13 protein-coding genes are annotated in these 15,286 nt (G+C 64.1%); 6 read left to right on the forward strand and 7 right to left on the reverse strand.

The window, feature by feature from the left end; all coding sequences use genetic code 11:
- The first annotated feature begins 18 nt into the window (after window positions 1-18).
- The 4 genes from CAER_RS0123860 (at window position 19) to CAER_RS28410 (ending at window position 4,186) form a co-directional block, all read left to right on the forward strand.
- A complete protein-coding gene (locus tag CAER_RS0123860; RefSeq protein WP_027237734.1) occupies window positions 19-1,065 on the forward strand; it encodes an enoyl-CoA hydratase/isomerase family protein in 1,047 nt (348 codons plus the stop codon).
- Entirely contained in the window at window positions 1,062-1,937 is an 876-nt protein-coding gene (gene mmsB / locus CAER_RS0123865) for a 3-hydroxyisobutyrate dehydrogenase (RefSeq protein ID WP_027237735.1), read from the forward strand. The genes CAER_RS0123860 and mmsB overlap by 4 nt, the downstream gene beginning before the upstream one ends.
- Before the next feature lie 228 nt (window positions 1,938-2,165).
- Complete coding sequence (locus CAER_RS0123870) at window positions 2,166-3,740, forward strand: choice-of-anchor L domain-containing protein (protein WP_027237736.1); 1,575 nt, start codon at window positions 2,166-2,168, stop codon at window positions 3,738-3,740.
- A gap of 98 nt (window positions 3,741-3,838) precedes the next feature.
- Entirely contained in the window at window positions 3,839-4,186 is a 348-nt protein-coding gene (locus CAER_RS28410; protein ID WP_245597401.1) for an excinuclease ABC subunit A, read from the forward strand.
- On the opposite strand, the gene CAER_RS0123880 is transcribed toward CAER_RS28410, so the two are convergent.
- Entirely contained in the window at window positions 4,183-4,977 is a 795-nt protein-coding gene (locus tag CAER_RS0123880) for a helix-turn-helix domain-containing protein (protein ID WP_027237737.1), read from the reverse strand. The genes CAER_RS28410 and CAER_RS0123880 overlap by 4 nt on opposite strands.
- A 122-nt stretch (window positions 4,978-5,099) precedes the next feature.
- On the opposite strand from CAER_RS0123880, the gene CAER_RS0123885 reads away from it, so the two are divergent.
- The gene (locus tag CAER_RS0123885; protein WP_027237738.1) at window positions 5,100-5,534 is read left to right on the forward strand and encodes a hypothetical protein; all 435 of its coding nucleotides are present in this window, start codon (window positions 5,100-5,102) and stop codon (window positions 5,532-5,534) included.
- 90 nt (window positions 5,535-5,624) lie between these two features.
- Here the strand turns inward: CAER_RS0123885 and uvrA are convergent, their stop codons facing one another.
- The 3 genes from uvrA to lpdA form a co-directional block, all read right to left on the reverse strand.
- Window positions 5,625-8,483 (reverse strand): excinuclease ABC subunit UvrA, encoded by a 2,859-nt coding sequence (uvrA, locus tag CAER_RS0123890; RefSeq protein ID WP_027237739.1) that lies wholly within the window; start codon window positions 8,481-8,483, stop codon window positions 5,625-5,627.
- A 238-nt stretch (window positions 8,484-8,721) separates the two neighbouring features.
- Window positions 8,722-9,891: an MFS transporter gene (locus tag CAER_RS0123895; protein ID WP_036797566.1), complete on the reverse strand. Its 1,170-nt coding sequence runs from the start codon at window positions 9,889-9,891 to the stop codon at window positions 8,722-8,724.
- Between the two features lie 105 nt (window positions 9,892-9,996).
- The gene (lpdA, locus tag CAER_RS0123900; protein ID WP_027237741.1) at window positions 9,997-11,391 is read right to left on the reverse strand and encodes a dihydrolipoyl dehydrogenase; all 1,395 of its coding nucleotides are present in this window, start codon (window positions 11,389-11,391) and stop codon (window positions 9,997-9,999) included.
- 194 nt (window positions 11,392-11,585) lie between these two features.
- On the opposite strand from lpdA, the gene CAER_RS0123905 reads away from it, so the two are divergent.
- Window positions 11,586-11,999 (forward strand): hypothetical protein, encoded by a 414-nt coding sequence (locus CAER_RS0123905; RefSeq protein ID WP_027237742.1) that lies wholly within the window; start codon window positions 11,586-11,588, stop codon window positions 11,997-11,999.
- Between the two features lie 40 nt (window positions 12,000-12,039).
- Here CAER_RS0123905 and CAER_RS0123910 read toward each other — a convergent pair whose 3' ends face one another.
- The 3 genes from CAER_RS0123910 to queA all read right to left on the reverse strand — a co-directional run bounded on the left by CAER_RS0123910 (window position 12,040) and on the right by queA (window position 15,284).
- Window positions 12,040-12,618 (reverse strand): DUF924 family protein, encoded by a 579-nt coding sequence (locus CAER_RS0123910; protein WP_027237743.1) that lies wholly within the window; start codon window positions 12,616-12,618, stop codon window positions 12,040-12,042.
- Between the two features lie 138 nt (window positions 12,619-12,756).
- A complete protein-coding gene (locus CAER_RS0123915; RefSeq protein WP_027237744.1) occupies window positions 12,757-14,031 on the reverse strand; it encodes an MFS transporter in 1,275 nt (424 codons plus the stop codon).
- Between the two features lie 188 nt (window positions 14,032-14,219).
- On the reverse strand, window positions 14,220-15,284 hold the full coding sequence (gene queA, locus CAER_RS0123920; protein ID WP_027237745.1) for a tRNA preQ1(34) S-adenosylmethionine ribosyltransferase-isomerase QueA: 1,065 nt from the start codon (window positions 15,282-15,284) through the stop codon (window positions 14,220-14,222).
- Window positions 15,285-15,286 lie beyond the last annotated feature (2 nt).

Here is a 15,286-nt window from a genome sequence, read left to right on the forward strand (position 1 = left end):
ACTGACGGAGCACGCCCGATGAGTGATATCCATATCCGCAAGTCCGGCCACGCCGGCCGCATCACCTTCACCCGCCCCAAGGCGCTGAATGCGATGAGCTATGACATGTGCATGGCAATCGACGCCGCCATGCGCGACTGGGCCAATGATGACAGCGTCAAACTGGTGGTGATCGACGCCGAGGGCGACAAGGCCTTCTGCGCCGGCGGCGATATTGCCGAGCTCTATGACACCGGCACCAAGGGCGACTACAGCTATGGCCGCACCTTCTGGCGGGATGAGTACCGCCTGAACGCGCGGATCTTTGAATACAAGAAGCCGGTGATCAGCTTCATGCAGGGCTTCACCATGGGCGGCGGCGTTGGCATCGGCTGCCACGGCACCCACCGGGTGGTCGGCGAAAGCAGCCAGATCGCCATGCCAGAGGTCGGCATCGGTCTGGTGCCGGACGTGGGCGGCTCGCTGATGCTGACGCTGGCACCGGATCACCTGGGTGAATACCTCGGCATGACGGCGGCGCGGATGGGCGCGGATGACGCCATCCTCGCAGGTTTTGCCGACTGTTTCATTCCGCAGGACCAATGGCCCGCGCTGATTGCCGCGCTGGAAGAAACCGGCAGTGCCAAGCTGGTCGAGGATGCCGCCCAGCCCGCCCCCGAAGGCAAGCTGCGCGCGGTCCGCGAGGACACTGCCAGACACTTCGGCAAGGACAGCCTTGAGGCCATCCTGCAAAGCCTGCAGGCGGAGGAAAGCGATTTTTCCGTCGCTGCGCTGAAGTCGCTGAACCGCAACTCGCCGCTGTCAATGGCCTGCACGCTGGAGATGCTGCGCCGCTTGCGCGCCGATGGCCCCGCGATCCGCCGCGCGCTGGACCTGGAATACCGCTTTACCTACCGCGCGATGGAAAAAGGCGATTTCCTCGAGGGCATCCGGGCCCAGATCATTGACAAGGACCGCAATCCGCAGTGGCAATTTGCCGGCCAGGCGGTCCCCGCGTCTGCGGTCGAGGACATGCTGGCGCCGCTCGGCGCGGATGCGCTGACATTTGAGGAGGAACTCGTATGAAGATCGGATTTATCGGACTTGGCAACATGGGCGGCCCGATGGCCGCCAACCTGGCCAAGGCGGGCCATGAGGTCACCGGATTTGACATGGCCGATGTCAGCATCGAGGGCGTGACCATGGCGGCCTCCGGCCCCGAGGCCGCGGCAGGCGCCGATGCCGTCATTACCATGCTGCCCAACGGCGCCATCCTGCGCCTGGTCGCGGCTGAGGTGATCCCGGCCATGACCAAGGGTGCGGCTTTCATCGACTGCTCCACCGTCGATGTGGACTCCGCCCGCGCCGTGGCGGAACAGGCTGCGGATGCGGGCCTGATGTTCGTCGACGCGCCGGTCTCCGGCGGCATCGGCGGCGCCGCAGGCGGCACGCTGACCTTCATGGCCGGCGGCTCGGCTGAGGCGTTTGCGGCGGCGGAACCTCTCTTTGACATCATGGGCCAGAAGGCCGTGCATTGCGGCGAGGCCGGCGCGGGCCAGGCCGCCAAGATCTGCAACAACATGATCCTGGGCGTCACCATGATCGCCACCTGCGAGGCCTTTGCCCTGGCTGACAAGCTGGGTCTCGACCGGCAGAAGATGTTCGATGTGGTCTCCACCTCCTCCGGCTACAGCTGGACCATGAACGCCTATTGCCCGGCCCCCGGCGTTGGCCCGCAGTCGCCCGCCGACAACAACTACCAGCCGGGCTTTGCAGCGGAACTGATGCTCAAGGATCTGGGCCTCAGCCAGCAGGCCGCCGAAAGCGCTGATGCCGACACGCCGATGGGCGAACTGGCGATGGCGCTCTACAAGAAGTTCGTCGAGGAGGAAGATGGAAAAGGCATGGATTTCTCCGCCATGCTGCCCCGTTTTGAAAAGCGCGGCCGCGAGGGCTGACACGCCCGGCCGGTTCTTTTCGGATCCGGCAGCGTCAGCACCGCCAAAGGCCGGCCCCGCACAGGGCCGGCCTTTGCTATTCATCCGACTGCCCCCGCCAGCAATCACACGTAAAGTTTTATTAAACATCCGGTTTTAGACGCCGCGCTGCCACAGTTCTGTCCAACTTCTCCACCATTCCGGTAAGCAACCGTAAAACCTTGCACACCCGGAGGCAGGCTGCACGACATGGCCACCGCAACGGAACTGAACGTCGACACAAACGCCACCGCTCAGCAGATGGCAGAGGAAATCTTTGGCGACGGCGTCACAGTGACCACCGCCACTTACAGCGGCGATGCGCTGTCCTCGGGCATCTATTCCGGCGCCGATACCACAACCCCGGGCGTGGCCCCTGCGGATTCCGGTGTGATCCTGTCAACCGGCTACGCCCGCGACTTCACAAACAGCGACGGCACCACCAACACCAACCAGCGGGCCGATACCACCACCAACACCAGCGGTGTGGACGGGGATGCGGACTTCAACACGCTGGCAGGCACTCAGACCTATGACGCCTCCATACTCGAGTTCGAATTCGTTCCCGACGGCGACACGCTGACCATCGACTTTGTGCTGTCCTCCGAGGAATACCCGGAGTTCGTGAACTCCCAGTACAACGACGTGGTCGGCGTCTGGGTGAACGGGGTCGAGGCACAGGTCTCCATCGGAGACGGCACCGCCTCGATCGGCAATATCAACGATGGCACCGAAAACATCTACGTCGACAACACCGGCGACAATTTCAACACCGAGATGGACGGCTTCACCATCACGCTGACGTTTGTCGCACCGGTGAATGCGGGTGAAGTCAACACCTTGAAAATCGGCGTCGCGGACACCTCCGACGTTGCCTATGACACCAACCTGCTGATTGCAGGCGGTTCGGTGCAGACAGCCGTTGTTGCCCAAGATGATCAGGAAGACATCGCCATCGGCAAAACCAGGGTGATTGATGTCCTGGAAAACGACAGCACCGCCGCCGGCGGCACGCTGAGCATCACCCATATCAACGACCAGCAGGTCGCTGCCGGCGACACCGTCACGCTGACCACCGGGCAGCAGATCACCCTGAACGCCGATGGCACCCTTACCGTGGTCACCGACGGCGACCTGGAAACCGTCTATTTCAACTACACCGCCGATAACGGCGAGGGCAATTCCGACACCGGCCTGGTGGAGATCAATCAGACCGTGCCATGCTTCCTGCGCGGCACCATGATCCGGGTGCCGGGCGGCGAAATCGCGGTTGAGGACCTGCGCCCCGGCATGGAGGTCCTGACCTGCGACAACGGCCCCCAGGTGCTGCTATGGACCGGCAGCCGCCGCACCGCCTGCACACCGGACACGGCCCCGATCCGCTTTGCCCCGGACAGCTGCGGCAATGACCGCGACCTCTATGTCTCGCCGCAGCACCGGATGGTGGTGTCCGGCGCGATGGCAGAACTGCTGTTCGGGGAAACCGAAGTGCTGGTCAAGGCCAAGGACCTGGTCAACGACAGGACCGTCCGCCCGGCGCTTGAGCTGGAAGAGGCGGAGTACTACCACCTGCTGTTCGGCAGCCACCAGATTCTCTGGGCCAACGGTGCTCTCAGCGAAAGCTATCAGCCCGGCCCGGAAACCGCGGCCGGCTTCGACGCCGGAACGCAAGCGGAAATCCGCGACTTGTTCCCGGACCTTTGCGCAGAAACCGGCCGCGGCTGCGGAAATGCCGCCCGGCTGTCCCTGCGCAGCTACGAAGCGCGGGTTATTGCCGCTGCGTAACCGGCAACTGGCGGCCTGCCGCCGCCCCTTTCTCCGCTCCCTTGGATTTGCCGGACAGGCGGTTATGTGAGGGGCAGCGAAGAAAGGACCCGCTGTAAATGGTACGCCGTCACATTGTTCCCTTCACCGTTCTTGCCGCGGCCTGCGCGCTGGCGATACCGCTGGCGGCCGGCAGTGGATACGACGAACCGGACCAGGCCGGATTCCAATGCCCGCCCGGGCTGGACAGGAAAGCCGCGCATTGCGTTCCTCCGTCCCAGGCCAAGAAGTTCTACCGCCGCGGCGATCATATTCTGGAAGACTATATCTGGATCGGCCAGCCCGGCGGCTGGGCGCCGGATCCCTATGGCAGCTATGTTCAGGCGGGCGGCTATGTGTATCAGGTCAACCGGGAAACCCACAAGGTGCTGCGCCTGATCGGCGCTGAGGCTGTGCTGGACAACTAGCCGCCGGCGCTGTCTGCAGCACCCTGCCCGGCCATCGCCTCCAGCACCTCCCGGGTGGCCCCGTCGGCGGGGAACAGCATTTCAATGCGCAGTTCAGACATCGCCAGATCCCCGGTGCCGCCGAATTGCGTGATGGTGGAAAAGAACGACAGCACCTGCCCGCCCATCCGGTAACGCGCCGGAATCACCGCGGGCAGCAGCCCCTGCCGCAAAGCCTCCGAAGCTGCAACATTGGCCTGCAGCCGCGCCACCGCCTGTTCCAGCACCGGATCAGCGCCGAAATGCGCCAGTTCGGTCCGCAGCCGCGCCAGGCTGTGCCGCTCAACCTCTTCCAGATTGTCCAGCGCCGCCCGCAGCGCCGCATTGCCCAGCAGCGCGTCGAGCAGGCTGCTGCCTTTGCTGATCCCGGCACTGCCCAGCATCGCCGCGGCTGCCCGGTTCAGATCCAGCAGCCGCCAGTGCCGGTCGATCATCATCGCCGGATAGGGCGCGTGCGCCGCCAGCATCTGCTCCGCCGCCTGCCACAGCGGCGCCAGTTCCGCATCGTTCAGGTCCCGGCTCACATGGGCCGGCGCCAGCCCGGCTGCCGTCAGCAGCTGGTTGCGCGCCCCGCCCGGCATCTGCAACTCATCGCTGAGGCGCAGCACCATGCCGCGGCTGGGACGTGAACGGCCGCTTTCCAGAAATGACAAATGCCGCGCCGAGACGCCGGCCTGCAGCGCCAGCTCCATCTGACTCATCCGCCGCAGCCCGCGCCACTTCTTCAGAACCGCGCCAAAGCCTTCCGCCATCGTCTGCCTCCGTTTTTGCGCAGCATAGACGCCTCCGCGCCGGATAACACTTACCTCCCAGGTAATTGTTTTGCGTCCGGTTCGCGCGGCATCCTGCAGCGGACACAATACAGGAGCATCCCATGACACACGCCGCCGCAATCCGCATGCTCAAGACCGTTTCGGTGCTCTCTGCCGCCTTCGGCCTCGCCATGGTGCTGGCGCTGGCCACACCGCTTTCACAAGCCCTCGGATTCTTTCTGGATCTGGCCTTCCTGCCGCTGGACGGCGGACAGCGGCTGCAACCCGGCCCGGCCTCCCTGATGACCGCCATCAGCGGCGGCCTGCTGTGCGGTTTCTGCGTCCTGATCTATCTGGTGACAAAGCATGTCTACAGCACCGATCCCGTTCTGGGCCGCGGCCTGCTGATCCCTGCGCTGCTGGCCTGGTACGTGCCTGACAGTCTCGGCTCCCTTGCCGCAGGCGCCTGGTTCAACGTTGTGATGAACTCAGCCTTCCTGGCCCTGTTTCTGGTGCCGCTGCTGCTGACCCGCCCCGCCGCCGCCCGAACGGCATAAGAAAAGGGGGCGCCAACGCCCCCTGTTCACCTTTGCAGAAATACTCCGGGGTGAATTGGCCAAAGGCCAAGAGGGGCAGCGCCCCTCACCCTACTCCGCCGCCACTTTCCGCGCCGCCAGTATGTCTTTCAGATAGCGCCCGGTGTGGCTGCGCGGCTCATCCGCCACAGCCTCCGGCGTTCCGGCTGCAACGATCTCGCCGCCGCCGTCGCCTCCCTCAGGACCGATGTCGATGATCCAGTCGGCGGTCTTGATCACATCCAGATTGTGCTCAATCACCACCACCGAATTGCCCTGCTCCACCAGCTCGTGCAGCACTTCCAGGAGCTTCTTCACATCCTCGAAATGCAGGCCGGTGGTCGGCTCATCCAGAATATACAGCGTCCGGCCCGTCGAGCGTTTCGACAACTCCTTTGACAGCTTCACCCGCTGCGCCTCGCCGCCTGACAGCGTCGTCGCCTGCTGGCCAACCTTGATATAGCCAAGGCCCACCCGCATCAGCGCGTCCATCTTGTCGCGGATCGCCGGCACCGCCTGGAAGAACTCCTGCGCGTCCTCTACCGTCATATCCAGCACGTCGGCAATGCTCTTGCCCTTGAACTTGATCTCCAGCGTCTCACGGTTATAGCGCGCGCCCTTGCAGGTCTCGCAGGTGACATAGACGTCCGGCAGAAAGTGCATCTCGATCTTGATCACACCATCGCCCTGACACGCCTCGCAGCGCCCGCCCTTCACATTGAAGGAGAACCGACCCGGTTTGTATCCGCGCGTCTTGGCCTCCGGCAAACCCGCGAACCAGTCGCGGATCGGGGTGAAGGCACCGGTATAGGTGGCCGGGTTCGACCGGGGCGTCCGGCCAATCGGGCGCTGGTCAATGTCGATCACCTTGTCCAGATGCTCCAGCCCCTTAATGCTCTCGCAGGGTGCAGGCGTCTGGCGCGCGCCATTGAGGCGCATGGAGGCGGTCTTGAACAGCGTCTCAATGGTCAGCGTCGACTTGCCGCCGCCCGACACGCCGGTGACGCACACGAACTTGCCCAGCGGGAACTCCGCCGTCACCTCTTTCAGGTTGTTGCCGGTGGCCTTCACCACCTTGACCTTCTTCTTGTTGCCCTTGCGCCGCTTGCCCGGCACCGCGATCTCCCGCGTGCCTGCCAGATACTGACCGGTGACCGAACCCGCGTCGGAGGCAATCTGCTGCGGCGTGCCGTGGCTCACCACCTCGCCGCCATGCACCCCGGCGCCGGGGCCGATGTCGAACACGTAATCCGATTGCCTGATCATGTCCTCGTCATGCTCCACCACGATCACCGTGTTGCCCTGGTCGCGCAGATTCTTCAGCGTGCCGATCAGCCGGTCATTGTCGCGCTGGTGCAGGCCGATGGAGGGCTCATCCAGCACGTACAAGACGCCCGTCAGGCCGGAGCCGATCTGCGACGCCAGCCGGATCCGCTGGCTCTCACCGCCGGACAGCGTGCCGGAATTACGGCTCAGGGTCAGGTACTCCAGCCCGACATTGTTCAGGAATCCCAGCCGCTCGCGGATCTCCTTGACAATGGCCCGCGCAATTTCCTGCTTCTGCTGGCTCAGATGGTTCGGCACATCCTCGATCCAGGCCAGCGCCTCGCGGATAGACTTCTGCACCACCTGCCCCACATGGACACCGGCGATCTTCACCGCCAGCGCCTCATCCCGCAGCCGGTAGCCGTCGCAGTGGTGGCAGGGCCGGTTGTTCTGATAGCGCTCGAACTCTTCGCGGATCCAGTTGGAGTCGGTCTCGCGGTAGCGGCGCTCCATATTCGGAATCACGCCCTCGAACGTCCGCTCCACCTGGTAAACCCGGCCGCCCTCATCATAGCGGAACAGGATTTCCTCCTCGCCGGAGCCGTACAGGAACACCTTCTGCACCTTCTCGGGCAGGTCCTTCCACGCGGTGTTCTTGTCGAACTGGAAATGCCGGGCAATCGCCTCGATGGTCTGCAGGAAATACGGCGATTTTCCCTTGCGCCAGGGCGCCAGCGCGCCGTCATAGACCTTCAGGGACTGGTCAGGCACCACAAGACGCTCGTCAAAGAACAGCTCGACGCCAAGGCCGTCGCATTTCGGACAGGCGCCAAACGGCGCGTTAAAGGAGAACAGCCGCGGCTCGATCTCCGGGATGGTGAAGCCGCTGACCGGGCAGGCAAAATTTTCGCTGAAGGTGATCCGCTCCGGATCGCCCTCCTTGGGCGCGGTCTCCAGAATGGCGATGCCGTCGGCCAGGTCCAGCGCGGTGCGAAGGGAGTCCGCCAGACGCGTCTCCATGCCTTCGCGCACCACCAGCCGGTCCACCACCACGTCGATGTCATGGCGGAACTTCTTGTCCAGCGTTGGCGGCTCGTCCAGTTCATAGAACTCCCCGTCGACCTTCACCCGCTGGAAGCCCTGCTTGCGCAGCTCCAGGAATTCCTTCCTGTACTCACCCTTGCGGTCACGGACGATCGGCGCCAGCAGATAGCCGCGGGTGCCCTCCTCCATCTCCATGATCCGGTCGACCATGTCCTGCACCTGCTGCGCCTCGATCGGCAGCCCGGTGGCCGGCGAATAGGGCGTGCCCGCGCGGGCAAACAGCAGACGCAGGTAGTCATAGATTTCCGTCACCGTGCCCACGGTGGAGCGCGGGTTTTTAGACGTCGTCTTCTGCTCAATCGAAATCGCCGGGCTCAGGCCGCTGATGTGGTCCACATCCGGCTTTTCCATCATGTCGAGGAACTGGCGCGCATAAGCACTCAGCGACTCGACGTACCGGCGCTGGCCCTCGGCATAGATGGTGTCAAACGCGAGGCTGGACTTGCCCGAGCCCGAAAGGCCGGTGATCACCACCAGCTCATCGCGCGGGATATCCACGTCGATGCTCTTCAGATTATGCTCGCGCGCGCCGCGCACTTCGATGGATTTCAGCTCAGCCATAATGCCCCCGTAGACGCGTCCGCCGAACCCTTGGCGGACGCCAGCCCTACAGATAGGGAATGCGATTGGAAACGCCAAGCCCCCATAAAGAACATATCACGAACAGGTGGAAGTTTGCTGACAGCAGCTGGCAGCAGCCGGGCCAACCGCGTTTCCCGCTCCGGATTTCCCGGAATCCGGCACGCCCAACGGGCGGCGGACCCCGCAGGGGGCCGGCGGCGGGCCGGAGCCCTTGCTGTCAGGCCATAACGCGGCGCCGGGCCGCCAGCAGCAGATGCACCGCGGCACCGCCCAGAAACAGCACCAGCAGCGCCGCCATCATGCCGCTGAACCCCGCCGCCGACAGCGACACCACCATCAGCGGCGTGCCGATGGTGTTGCCCAGATTGCCCGTCTGCGCCATTGCCCCGCTGGCCTGCGCCCGCGACGCGGCGGTGGCGTTCAGCTGCGGCACCGCCGCGAATGAGCCGCCCTGCACCAGCCCCATCGCCCCGGCCATGGCGATACAGGCCAGCGGCGCGCCGGGCACGGCCCACAGCCACAGCGCCGCTGCGGCGCAGGCCAGGAACCCCAGCTGCGCCAGCCGCACCGCCGGCAAAAACCGCAGCAGGTAAACGCCCAGGGTCATCGACACCGCGATGCTGGCCAGCGGCATCATTCCCAGGACAAACCCGCGCGCCTCTTCCGCGATGTAGGGCGGGATCACCGTCAGCACCGCCACAAAGCAGCAGGTGTAAAACAGCCAGCCCGCAGCCGGCGCCGATATCCAAGGGGAGCGGTAGATGGGCAGATGCTGCCCCGGCAGGTCCGCCAGCCGCGGCAAAGGCGCCCGCTCAGGCACCGGAACAGCGCGCAAGGCAAAACCCAGCAGCACCGCCAGCCCCGCCATCACCGCCGCATGGGCGCCAAACAGCGCCAGCAGCCCCCAGGCCCGCACCAGCGGCAGGCCGCCCCAGGCCAGCAGGGTAAAGGCCACGGCAAAAAAAGTGCTCCACAGGGTCATCGCCAGCCCCCGGCCGCGGTCAGAGCTCAGCTGCGCAATCAGAACCGGGCCCGCGACCACAATGCCCAGATGCGACAGCCCCTCAGCCACCCTTGTGGCCAGGAACAGCCCGAACGGCAGATGCAGCGCCTGCAGCGCAGACACCGCCGCCCCGGCCCACAGCGCCCAGACCAGCGTGCGCCGGTAGCCAAAGGCGGCCGCATACAGGCCTGCCACCGCCCCCAGCAGGATGCCCAGCGTGCCCACCAGCGACACCGAAAAGCTCAGCGCGGTGCCCGCCTGCGGATACAGTTCGCCCATGCGGCCGAAGATCACCGAAATCTTGCCGTATTGCGCGGCGGCCCCCAGCCCCGCGGCCCAAACCGCCAGGATCAGCCCCCAGCGGGAATCTCCGCCATCCGTCAAATTATCTGCCCTCAAATAGCAAAAGCAGGCACGCGCAGTGCCTGCTTTCCCTGTCCTGCCCGCTAATCCCGGCCGCGGCAAGAGCTGCGGCGCGGGAATGCTGCGTCAGATGTGGATCACCCGGTCAAAGGCGTCGAGCACCGATTCATGCATCATCTCGCTCAGCGTCGGATGCGGGAAGACGGTGTTCATCAGGTCTTCCTCGGTGGTCTCCAGCTGGCGGCCGACCACATAGCCCTGGATCAGTTCGGTCACCTCAGCGCCGACCATATGCGCGCCCAGCAGCTCGCCGGTCTTGGCGTCAAAGATGGTCTTCACCATGCCCTCGGCCTCTCCCAGTGCAATCGCCTTGCCGTTGCCGATGAAGGGGAAGCGGCCGACCTTGATGTCATAGCCCAGCTCCTTCGCCTTCGCCTCGGTATACCCGACAGAGGCGACCTGCGGCTGGCAGTAGGTGCAGCCGGCGATGCTCTCGGGCTTGACCGGATGCGCGTGCTTGCCTGCGATCAGCTCCGCCACCATGACGCCCTCGTGCGATGCCTTATGCGCCAGCCAGGGCGCGCCGGCGATATCGCCAATGGCGTAAAGGCCATCAACACCGGTGCGGCAGTACTCGTCGGTCACCACATGGGTCCGGTCCACCTTGACGCCCAGTTCTTCCAGCCCCAGGCCTTCGACATTGCCTACGATGCCCACGGCAGAAATCACGGTGTCAAAGTCATGCTTCTCTACCTTGCCGCCAACCTCGATATGGGCGGTCACCTTGCCCTTGCCCTTGTCCAGCTTCTTGACCATGGCTTTTTCCATGATCTTCATGCCCTGTTTGACAAAGGACTTCTTGGCAAAGGCAGAGATTTCCGCGTCTTCCACCGGCAGCACCCGGTCCATCACCTCAACCACCGTGGTTTCAGCGCCCAGGGTGTTGTAGAAGCTGGCAAATTCGATGCCGATCGCGCCGGAGCCGATGACCAGCAGCTTCTTCGGCATCCGCACCGGATCCAGCGCGTGCTTATAGGTCCAGACCAGATCGCCGTCCGCCTCCAGCCCCGGCAGTTCACGGGCGCGGGCGCCGGTGGCCAGCACGATGTGCTTGGCGGTCAGATCCTGCGTGCCCTTTTCGGTTTTCACCGAGACCTTGCCCTTGGCCGGAATGGACGCCTCGCCCATCACCACGTCAATCTTGTTCTTCTTCATCAGGTGGCCAATTCCAGACGACAGCTGTTTTGCCACCCCGCGTGAGCGTTTCACCACCGCATCCAGGTCATAGCCGATGTTTTCAGCCTTCAGGCCGAAATCCTTGGCCCGCTCCATCAGGTGGAACACCTCGGAGGAGCGCAGCAGCGCCTTGGTCGGGATGCAGCCCCAGTTCAGGCAGATACCGCCCAGATGCTCGCGCTCGACCACGCAGGTCTTCAGCCCCAGCTGCGCTGCGCGGATGGCGGCAACATAGCCCCCCGGCCCGGCGCCGATTACGATCACGTCATAGGATTGTGCGGCCATGCTGTCCCCTCGCCTTGAACAGGATCAATAAAACTAGTTTACCGTTAAACTATTTCTTTCTGCACTGCAATCATCCTCTGCTGCGGCATTGCGGCCCTGCGAACTGCGGCAGGTTTCCGCTTGGCAGCGAGGCTGGTTCCGGGCCAGCATAAGCTGAAACAGGCGCTGCAATCCACAGCCGGGAGCGGAAGAATATGACACGAACTGTCGCGGATCTTGCCAAGGCCCTTCTGAACGCCACCCTGATCCTGCTGGCGCTCTGCCTGTTCCTGGGGTGGAAGCTGATGGCGGCTGCCTCTGCCGTCACCGCCAATGCGGCAGAGATCACCAGCCGCGTTGAACCGCTGCACACCGCCGTAACCGGGCTGCAGGGGGAGATTGCCAGTCTTCGCGCTGCCGTTCAGAACGGGACAGCCACCGTGTCTCCAACCCGCCTTGCCCCTTTGGAGGAACGCCTGGACCAGCTGCAGGCGAGCCTATCCGAAATGCGGGATCTGCCCCAGCAGGCCGCGGCAGGGGCAGCCCGCGCAGGGGCGGCGGAGTTTGCCGCCCGCTTGACCGGCCTGCTCCGCTGCAGCGGACAGAAAAACGCTGCGCCTCCGGGTTAGAAGCGCAGCGCATCTGAGTAAGCTTGCCTAGCGTAGCGGCTCAGCCGGCCGCTTGCACCTGCCGCACGGTCTCGCCGTAGCCGCCCGCCATAACATAGTCGAGCTCCGGCCCGGTGCTGGCGCGGTGCAGCGCCTCATTGCGGTAGGGGAAGCGGCCGAACTGGCGGATCACTTCGCGATGGGCGCGGGCGTGCAGCAGGTTGCTGGTGCCGGTCTGCGGCATCCGCTCCATCATCAGCCGGATGCAGCGTTCCTGGTCGCACAGGTTCTCTGAATGCATCAGCGGCAGATAGAAGAACTGCCGCGCCGGCTCGTCGATCTTCATGTCCCACTTCTTGTTGATCGCGACCTTGGCCGCCGACAGCGCCGCCTGGTCGGAGGCAAACGCCTTGCCCTCGCCGCGGAACATGTTGCGCGGGAACTGGTCCATCAGGATGATGTACGCCAGCGTCCCGCTGGGGTAGGTCAGCCAGAAGGAGAACCTGCCCTCGCAAGCCTCCTGCCAGGTTTTCTGGAACTTCGTGCGGATCTCTTGATCCAGCGCATCATCCTGCAGATACCATCCCTTCTCCCCGACCTCGTCGAGCCAGAATTCAAGTATCTCTTCGGGACCAGCCATCGGTCTTAACTCCAAGTTTTTCCTGACCCTGATTTCAGGCCATTTTACGTTGCCATTACAAGTAACCTTGGGTCACAAATTGCGACAGGCAAGACCTGCGAGTGAAATAATCCTCACGAAAACGGCTGGTTAGCGCAATCAGTTCTCCGCAGCGGCGGTTTCCTGCTCCTCAAGCTCGGTATCAATGGCGTATTCCTGGGCAAACTCCACCGCCACCGGCGTTGCGGTCGGCGACATCGCGGCGTAGCTACCGGTCTCCTCGACCGGGATCGAGGCGCGCTGGGTCGCGCGGTAGAGCGCATAGGCCGCCATCACGAACATCAGCGCAGCGATGAAGGTGAAAAAGCCCGGAGGCCCGAACACCGCGTCCCCCATCAGCCAGCCGGTGATCACCGGGCCGGCAATTGCGCCCAGCCCGTTGATGAACACCAGCCCGCCCGACGCTGCCGCCATGTCGTCATGCTCCAGGTAGTCGTTGGTATAGGCGATCAGCAGCGAGTAAAGCGGGTTCGAAAGGCCGCCGATAAAGAAGGCCGCCACCAGCAGCATCTTGAAATCGCCGCCCAGCAGGAAGCCCGCCACAGCCGCGGCGCCGCCAATCAGCGAGACAAACAGGATCAGCACCCGGCGGTCCATCCGGTCGGAAATCCAGCCCAGCGGATACTGCAGCACCGTCGCGCCGACATAGAAAGTCGCGATAAAGACCGACAGCTGGGTCAGGCTCATGCCTGCGGCAGAGCCGTACACCGCGCTCATCCCGAACTGCGCCGAGAAGACACCGCCCAGCAGGAACATGCCCACGCAGCCCAGCGGCGAGATCTTCATCAGCTCTTTCAGCGTCATTGGCTTGGTGGTGTCAAAGGCCGGGGTCGGCTGGATCGACAGCAGAATCGGCGCAAAGGAAATCGAAACCAGGATCGAGGCGATGATGAACGCCTCATAACCGCCCGGGTCACCGATCTGGATCAGGCCCTGCGCGGTGATGATGCCGATCATCTGCACGATCATGTACAGCGACAGCGCCTTGCCGCGGTTGGTGTTGTCGGCGGCGTTGTTCAGCCAGCTTTCCGCGGTCACATACACGCCGGAGAAGCAGAAGCCGATGATCATTCGCCCCAGCGCCCAGGCGATGGTGTTGGGCAGCAGCGGGTACAGGATCATCACCGCCGAGATGAACGACGCCAGCGCAGCAAAGACGCGCACGTGGCCAACCCGGCGGATCATCTCCGGCGCCAGCCGCGAGCCGCCCAGGAAGCCGACGAAATAGGCCGCCATCACCAGGGACATCTCGAAGGAGGAGAACCCCTCCAGATCGCCCCGCACCCCCAGCATGGTGCCCTGCAGGCCGTTGCCCACCATCAGCAAGCAAACCCCCAACAGCAGCGCCCACGCGCTCGACAGCACCTGCAGCATTTCCATGCCTCCTTTGAAAGCAAAGCAGCCCTCCACAGGGGACGGGCTGCCATCACATTTGATTGTTATGTCCGGGCGATCAAGGCTCGCGTGGCCGGTGTCGCTGATTCTGATTTCAGTTTCATGACCGGGCTTTCGCGATCAGGGGCCATGGTTGCGGCGCTTGTCTCTGGATTCGCGCCGCTTTTCTAAGGTGTATCCGTCTTCGCCGGGATCAAAAGCGACGCATCGCCATAAGAAAAGAACCGGTAGCCGCTGCTGACCGCATGATCGTAGATGCGCCGGATCTCCTCCTGCCCCATCAGGGCGGAAACCAGCATCAGCAGGGTCGATTTCGGCAGGTGGAAATTGGTCATCAGCGCATCCGCCACCTGGAACTCGAACCCGGGGTAGATAAAGATGTCGGTGTCGCCTTCCCAAGGGTGGATCTGCCCGTCCTTGGCGGCGCTTTCGATCAGCCGCAGTGCCGTGGTGCCGACCGGAATCACCCGGCCGCCCGCCGCCTTGGTCGCAGCAATGTCCGCCGCAACCTCTGCGCCCACCTTGCCCCATTCCGCGTGCATCCGGTGGGTGGTCACATCCTCCACCTTGACCGGCAGGAAGGTGCCCGCGCCCACATGCAGGGTGACATAGGATATATCCACCCCGCGCGCCTGCAGCGCCGCCAGCAGCGGTTCATCGAAATGCAAGGAGGCTGTCGGCGCCGCAACCGCGCCCGAATTCCTGGCCCACACGGTCTGATAGTCGGTCTTGTCCTGCTCATCCGCGGCCCGCTTGGCCGCGATATAGGGCGGCAGCGGCATCGCGCCGGCCTCTGCCAGTGCCGCGTCGAAATCAGTGCCGCTGAGGTTAAAGCGCAACTGCCCCTGGCCGTCCTCGATGGCTTCCAGCGTCGCGCTCAGATCCTCAGAGAAGACGATCTCCTCGCCTTCACGGATCTTTTTCAGTGGCCTCAGCAGCGCCGCCCAGCTGCCGTCGGCGCGCGGCTCCAGCAGGGTGGCCTCGATTTTCGCCGATACCGGCCCCTGCGCGCTGTCGCGGTGGCGCTGCCCGCTGAGGCGTGCCGGGATCACCCTGGTGTCGTTCAGCACCAGCCGGTCGCCGGGCTGCAGCCAATTGACCAGGTCGGTCACCCGCCCGTCATGCAGGGTTCCGCCCTCAGCCACCAGCAGCCGGGCAGAGCTGCGCGGACTGGCAGGCCGGGTGGCAATCAGATCGTCGGGCAGGTCAAAGTCGAAATCGCTGAGTTTCATGG

Source organism: Leisingera caerulea DSM 24564 (assembly GCF_000473325.1).
Lineage (GTDB): Bacteria > Pseudomonadota > Alphaproteobacteria > Rhodobacterales > Rhodobacteraceae > Leisingera > Leisingera caerulea.

What these genes read in the sequence shown, in the direction of transcription:
- CAER_RS0123860 (WP_027237734.1), top strand. Translation starts at nt 19, where the DNA reads ATGAGTGATATCCATATCCGCAAGTCCGGCCACGCCGGCCGCATCACC.
- mmsB (WP_027237735.1), top strand. Translation starts at nt 1,062, where the DNA reads ATGAAGATCGGATTTATCGGACTTGGCAACATGGGCGGCCCGATGGCC.
- CAER_RS0123870 (WP_027237736.1), top strand. Translation starts at nt 2,166, where the DNA reads ATGGCCACCGCAACGGAACTGAACGTCGACACAAACGCCACCGCTCAG.
- CAER_RS28410 (WP_245597401.1), top strand. Translation starts at nt 3,839, where the DNA reads ATGGTACGCCGTCACATTGTTCCCTTCACCGTTCTTGCCGCGGCCTGC.
- CAER_RS0123880 (WP_027237737.1), bottom strand. Translation starts at nt 4,977, where the DNA reads ATGGCGGAAGGCTTTGGCGCGGTTCTGAAGAAGTGGCGCGGGCTGCGG.
- CAER_RS0123885 (WP_027237738.1), top strand. Translation starts at nt 5,100, where the DNA reads ATGACACACGCCGCCGCAATCCGCATGCTCAAGACCGTTTCGGTGCTC.
- uvrA (WP_027237739.1), bottom strand. Translation starts at nt 8,483, where the DNA reads ATGGCTGAGCTGAAATCCATCGAAGTGCGCGGCGCGCGCGAGCATAAT.
- lpdA (WP_027237741.1), bottom strand. Translation starts at nt 11,391, where the DNA reads ATGGCCGCACAATCCTATGACGTGATCGTAATCGGCGCCGGGCCGGGG.
- CAER_RS0123905 (WP_027237742.1), top strand. Translation starts at nt 11,586, where the DNA reads ATGACACGAACTGTCGCGGATCTTGCCAAGGCCCTTCTGAACGCCACC.
- CAER_RS0123910 (WP_027237743.1), bottom strand. Translation starts at nt 12,618, where the DNA reads ATGGCTGGTCCCGAAGAGATACTTGAATTCTGGCTCGACGAGGTCGGG.
- CAER_RS0123915 (WP_027237744.1), bottom strand. Translation starts at nt 14,031, where the DNA reads ATGCTGCAGGTGCTGTCGAGCGCGTGGGCGCTGCTGTTGGGGGTTTGC.
- queA (WP_027237745.1), bottom strand. Translation starts at nt 15,284, where the DNA reads ATGAAACTCAGCGATTTCGACTTTGACCTGCCCGACGATCTGATTGCC.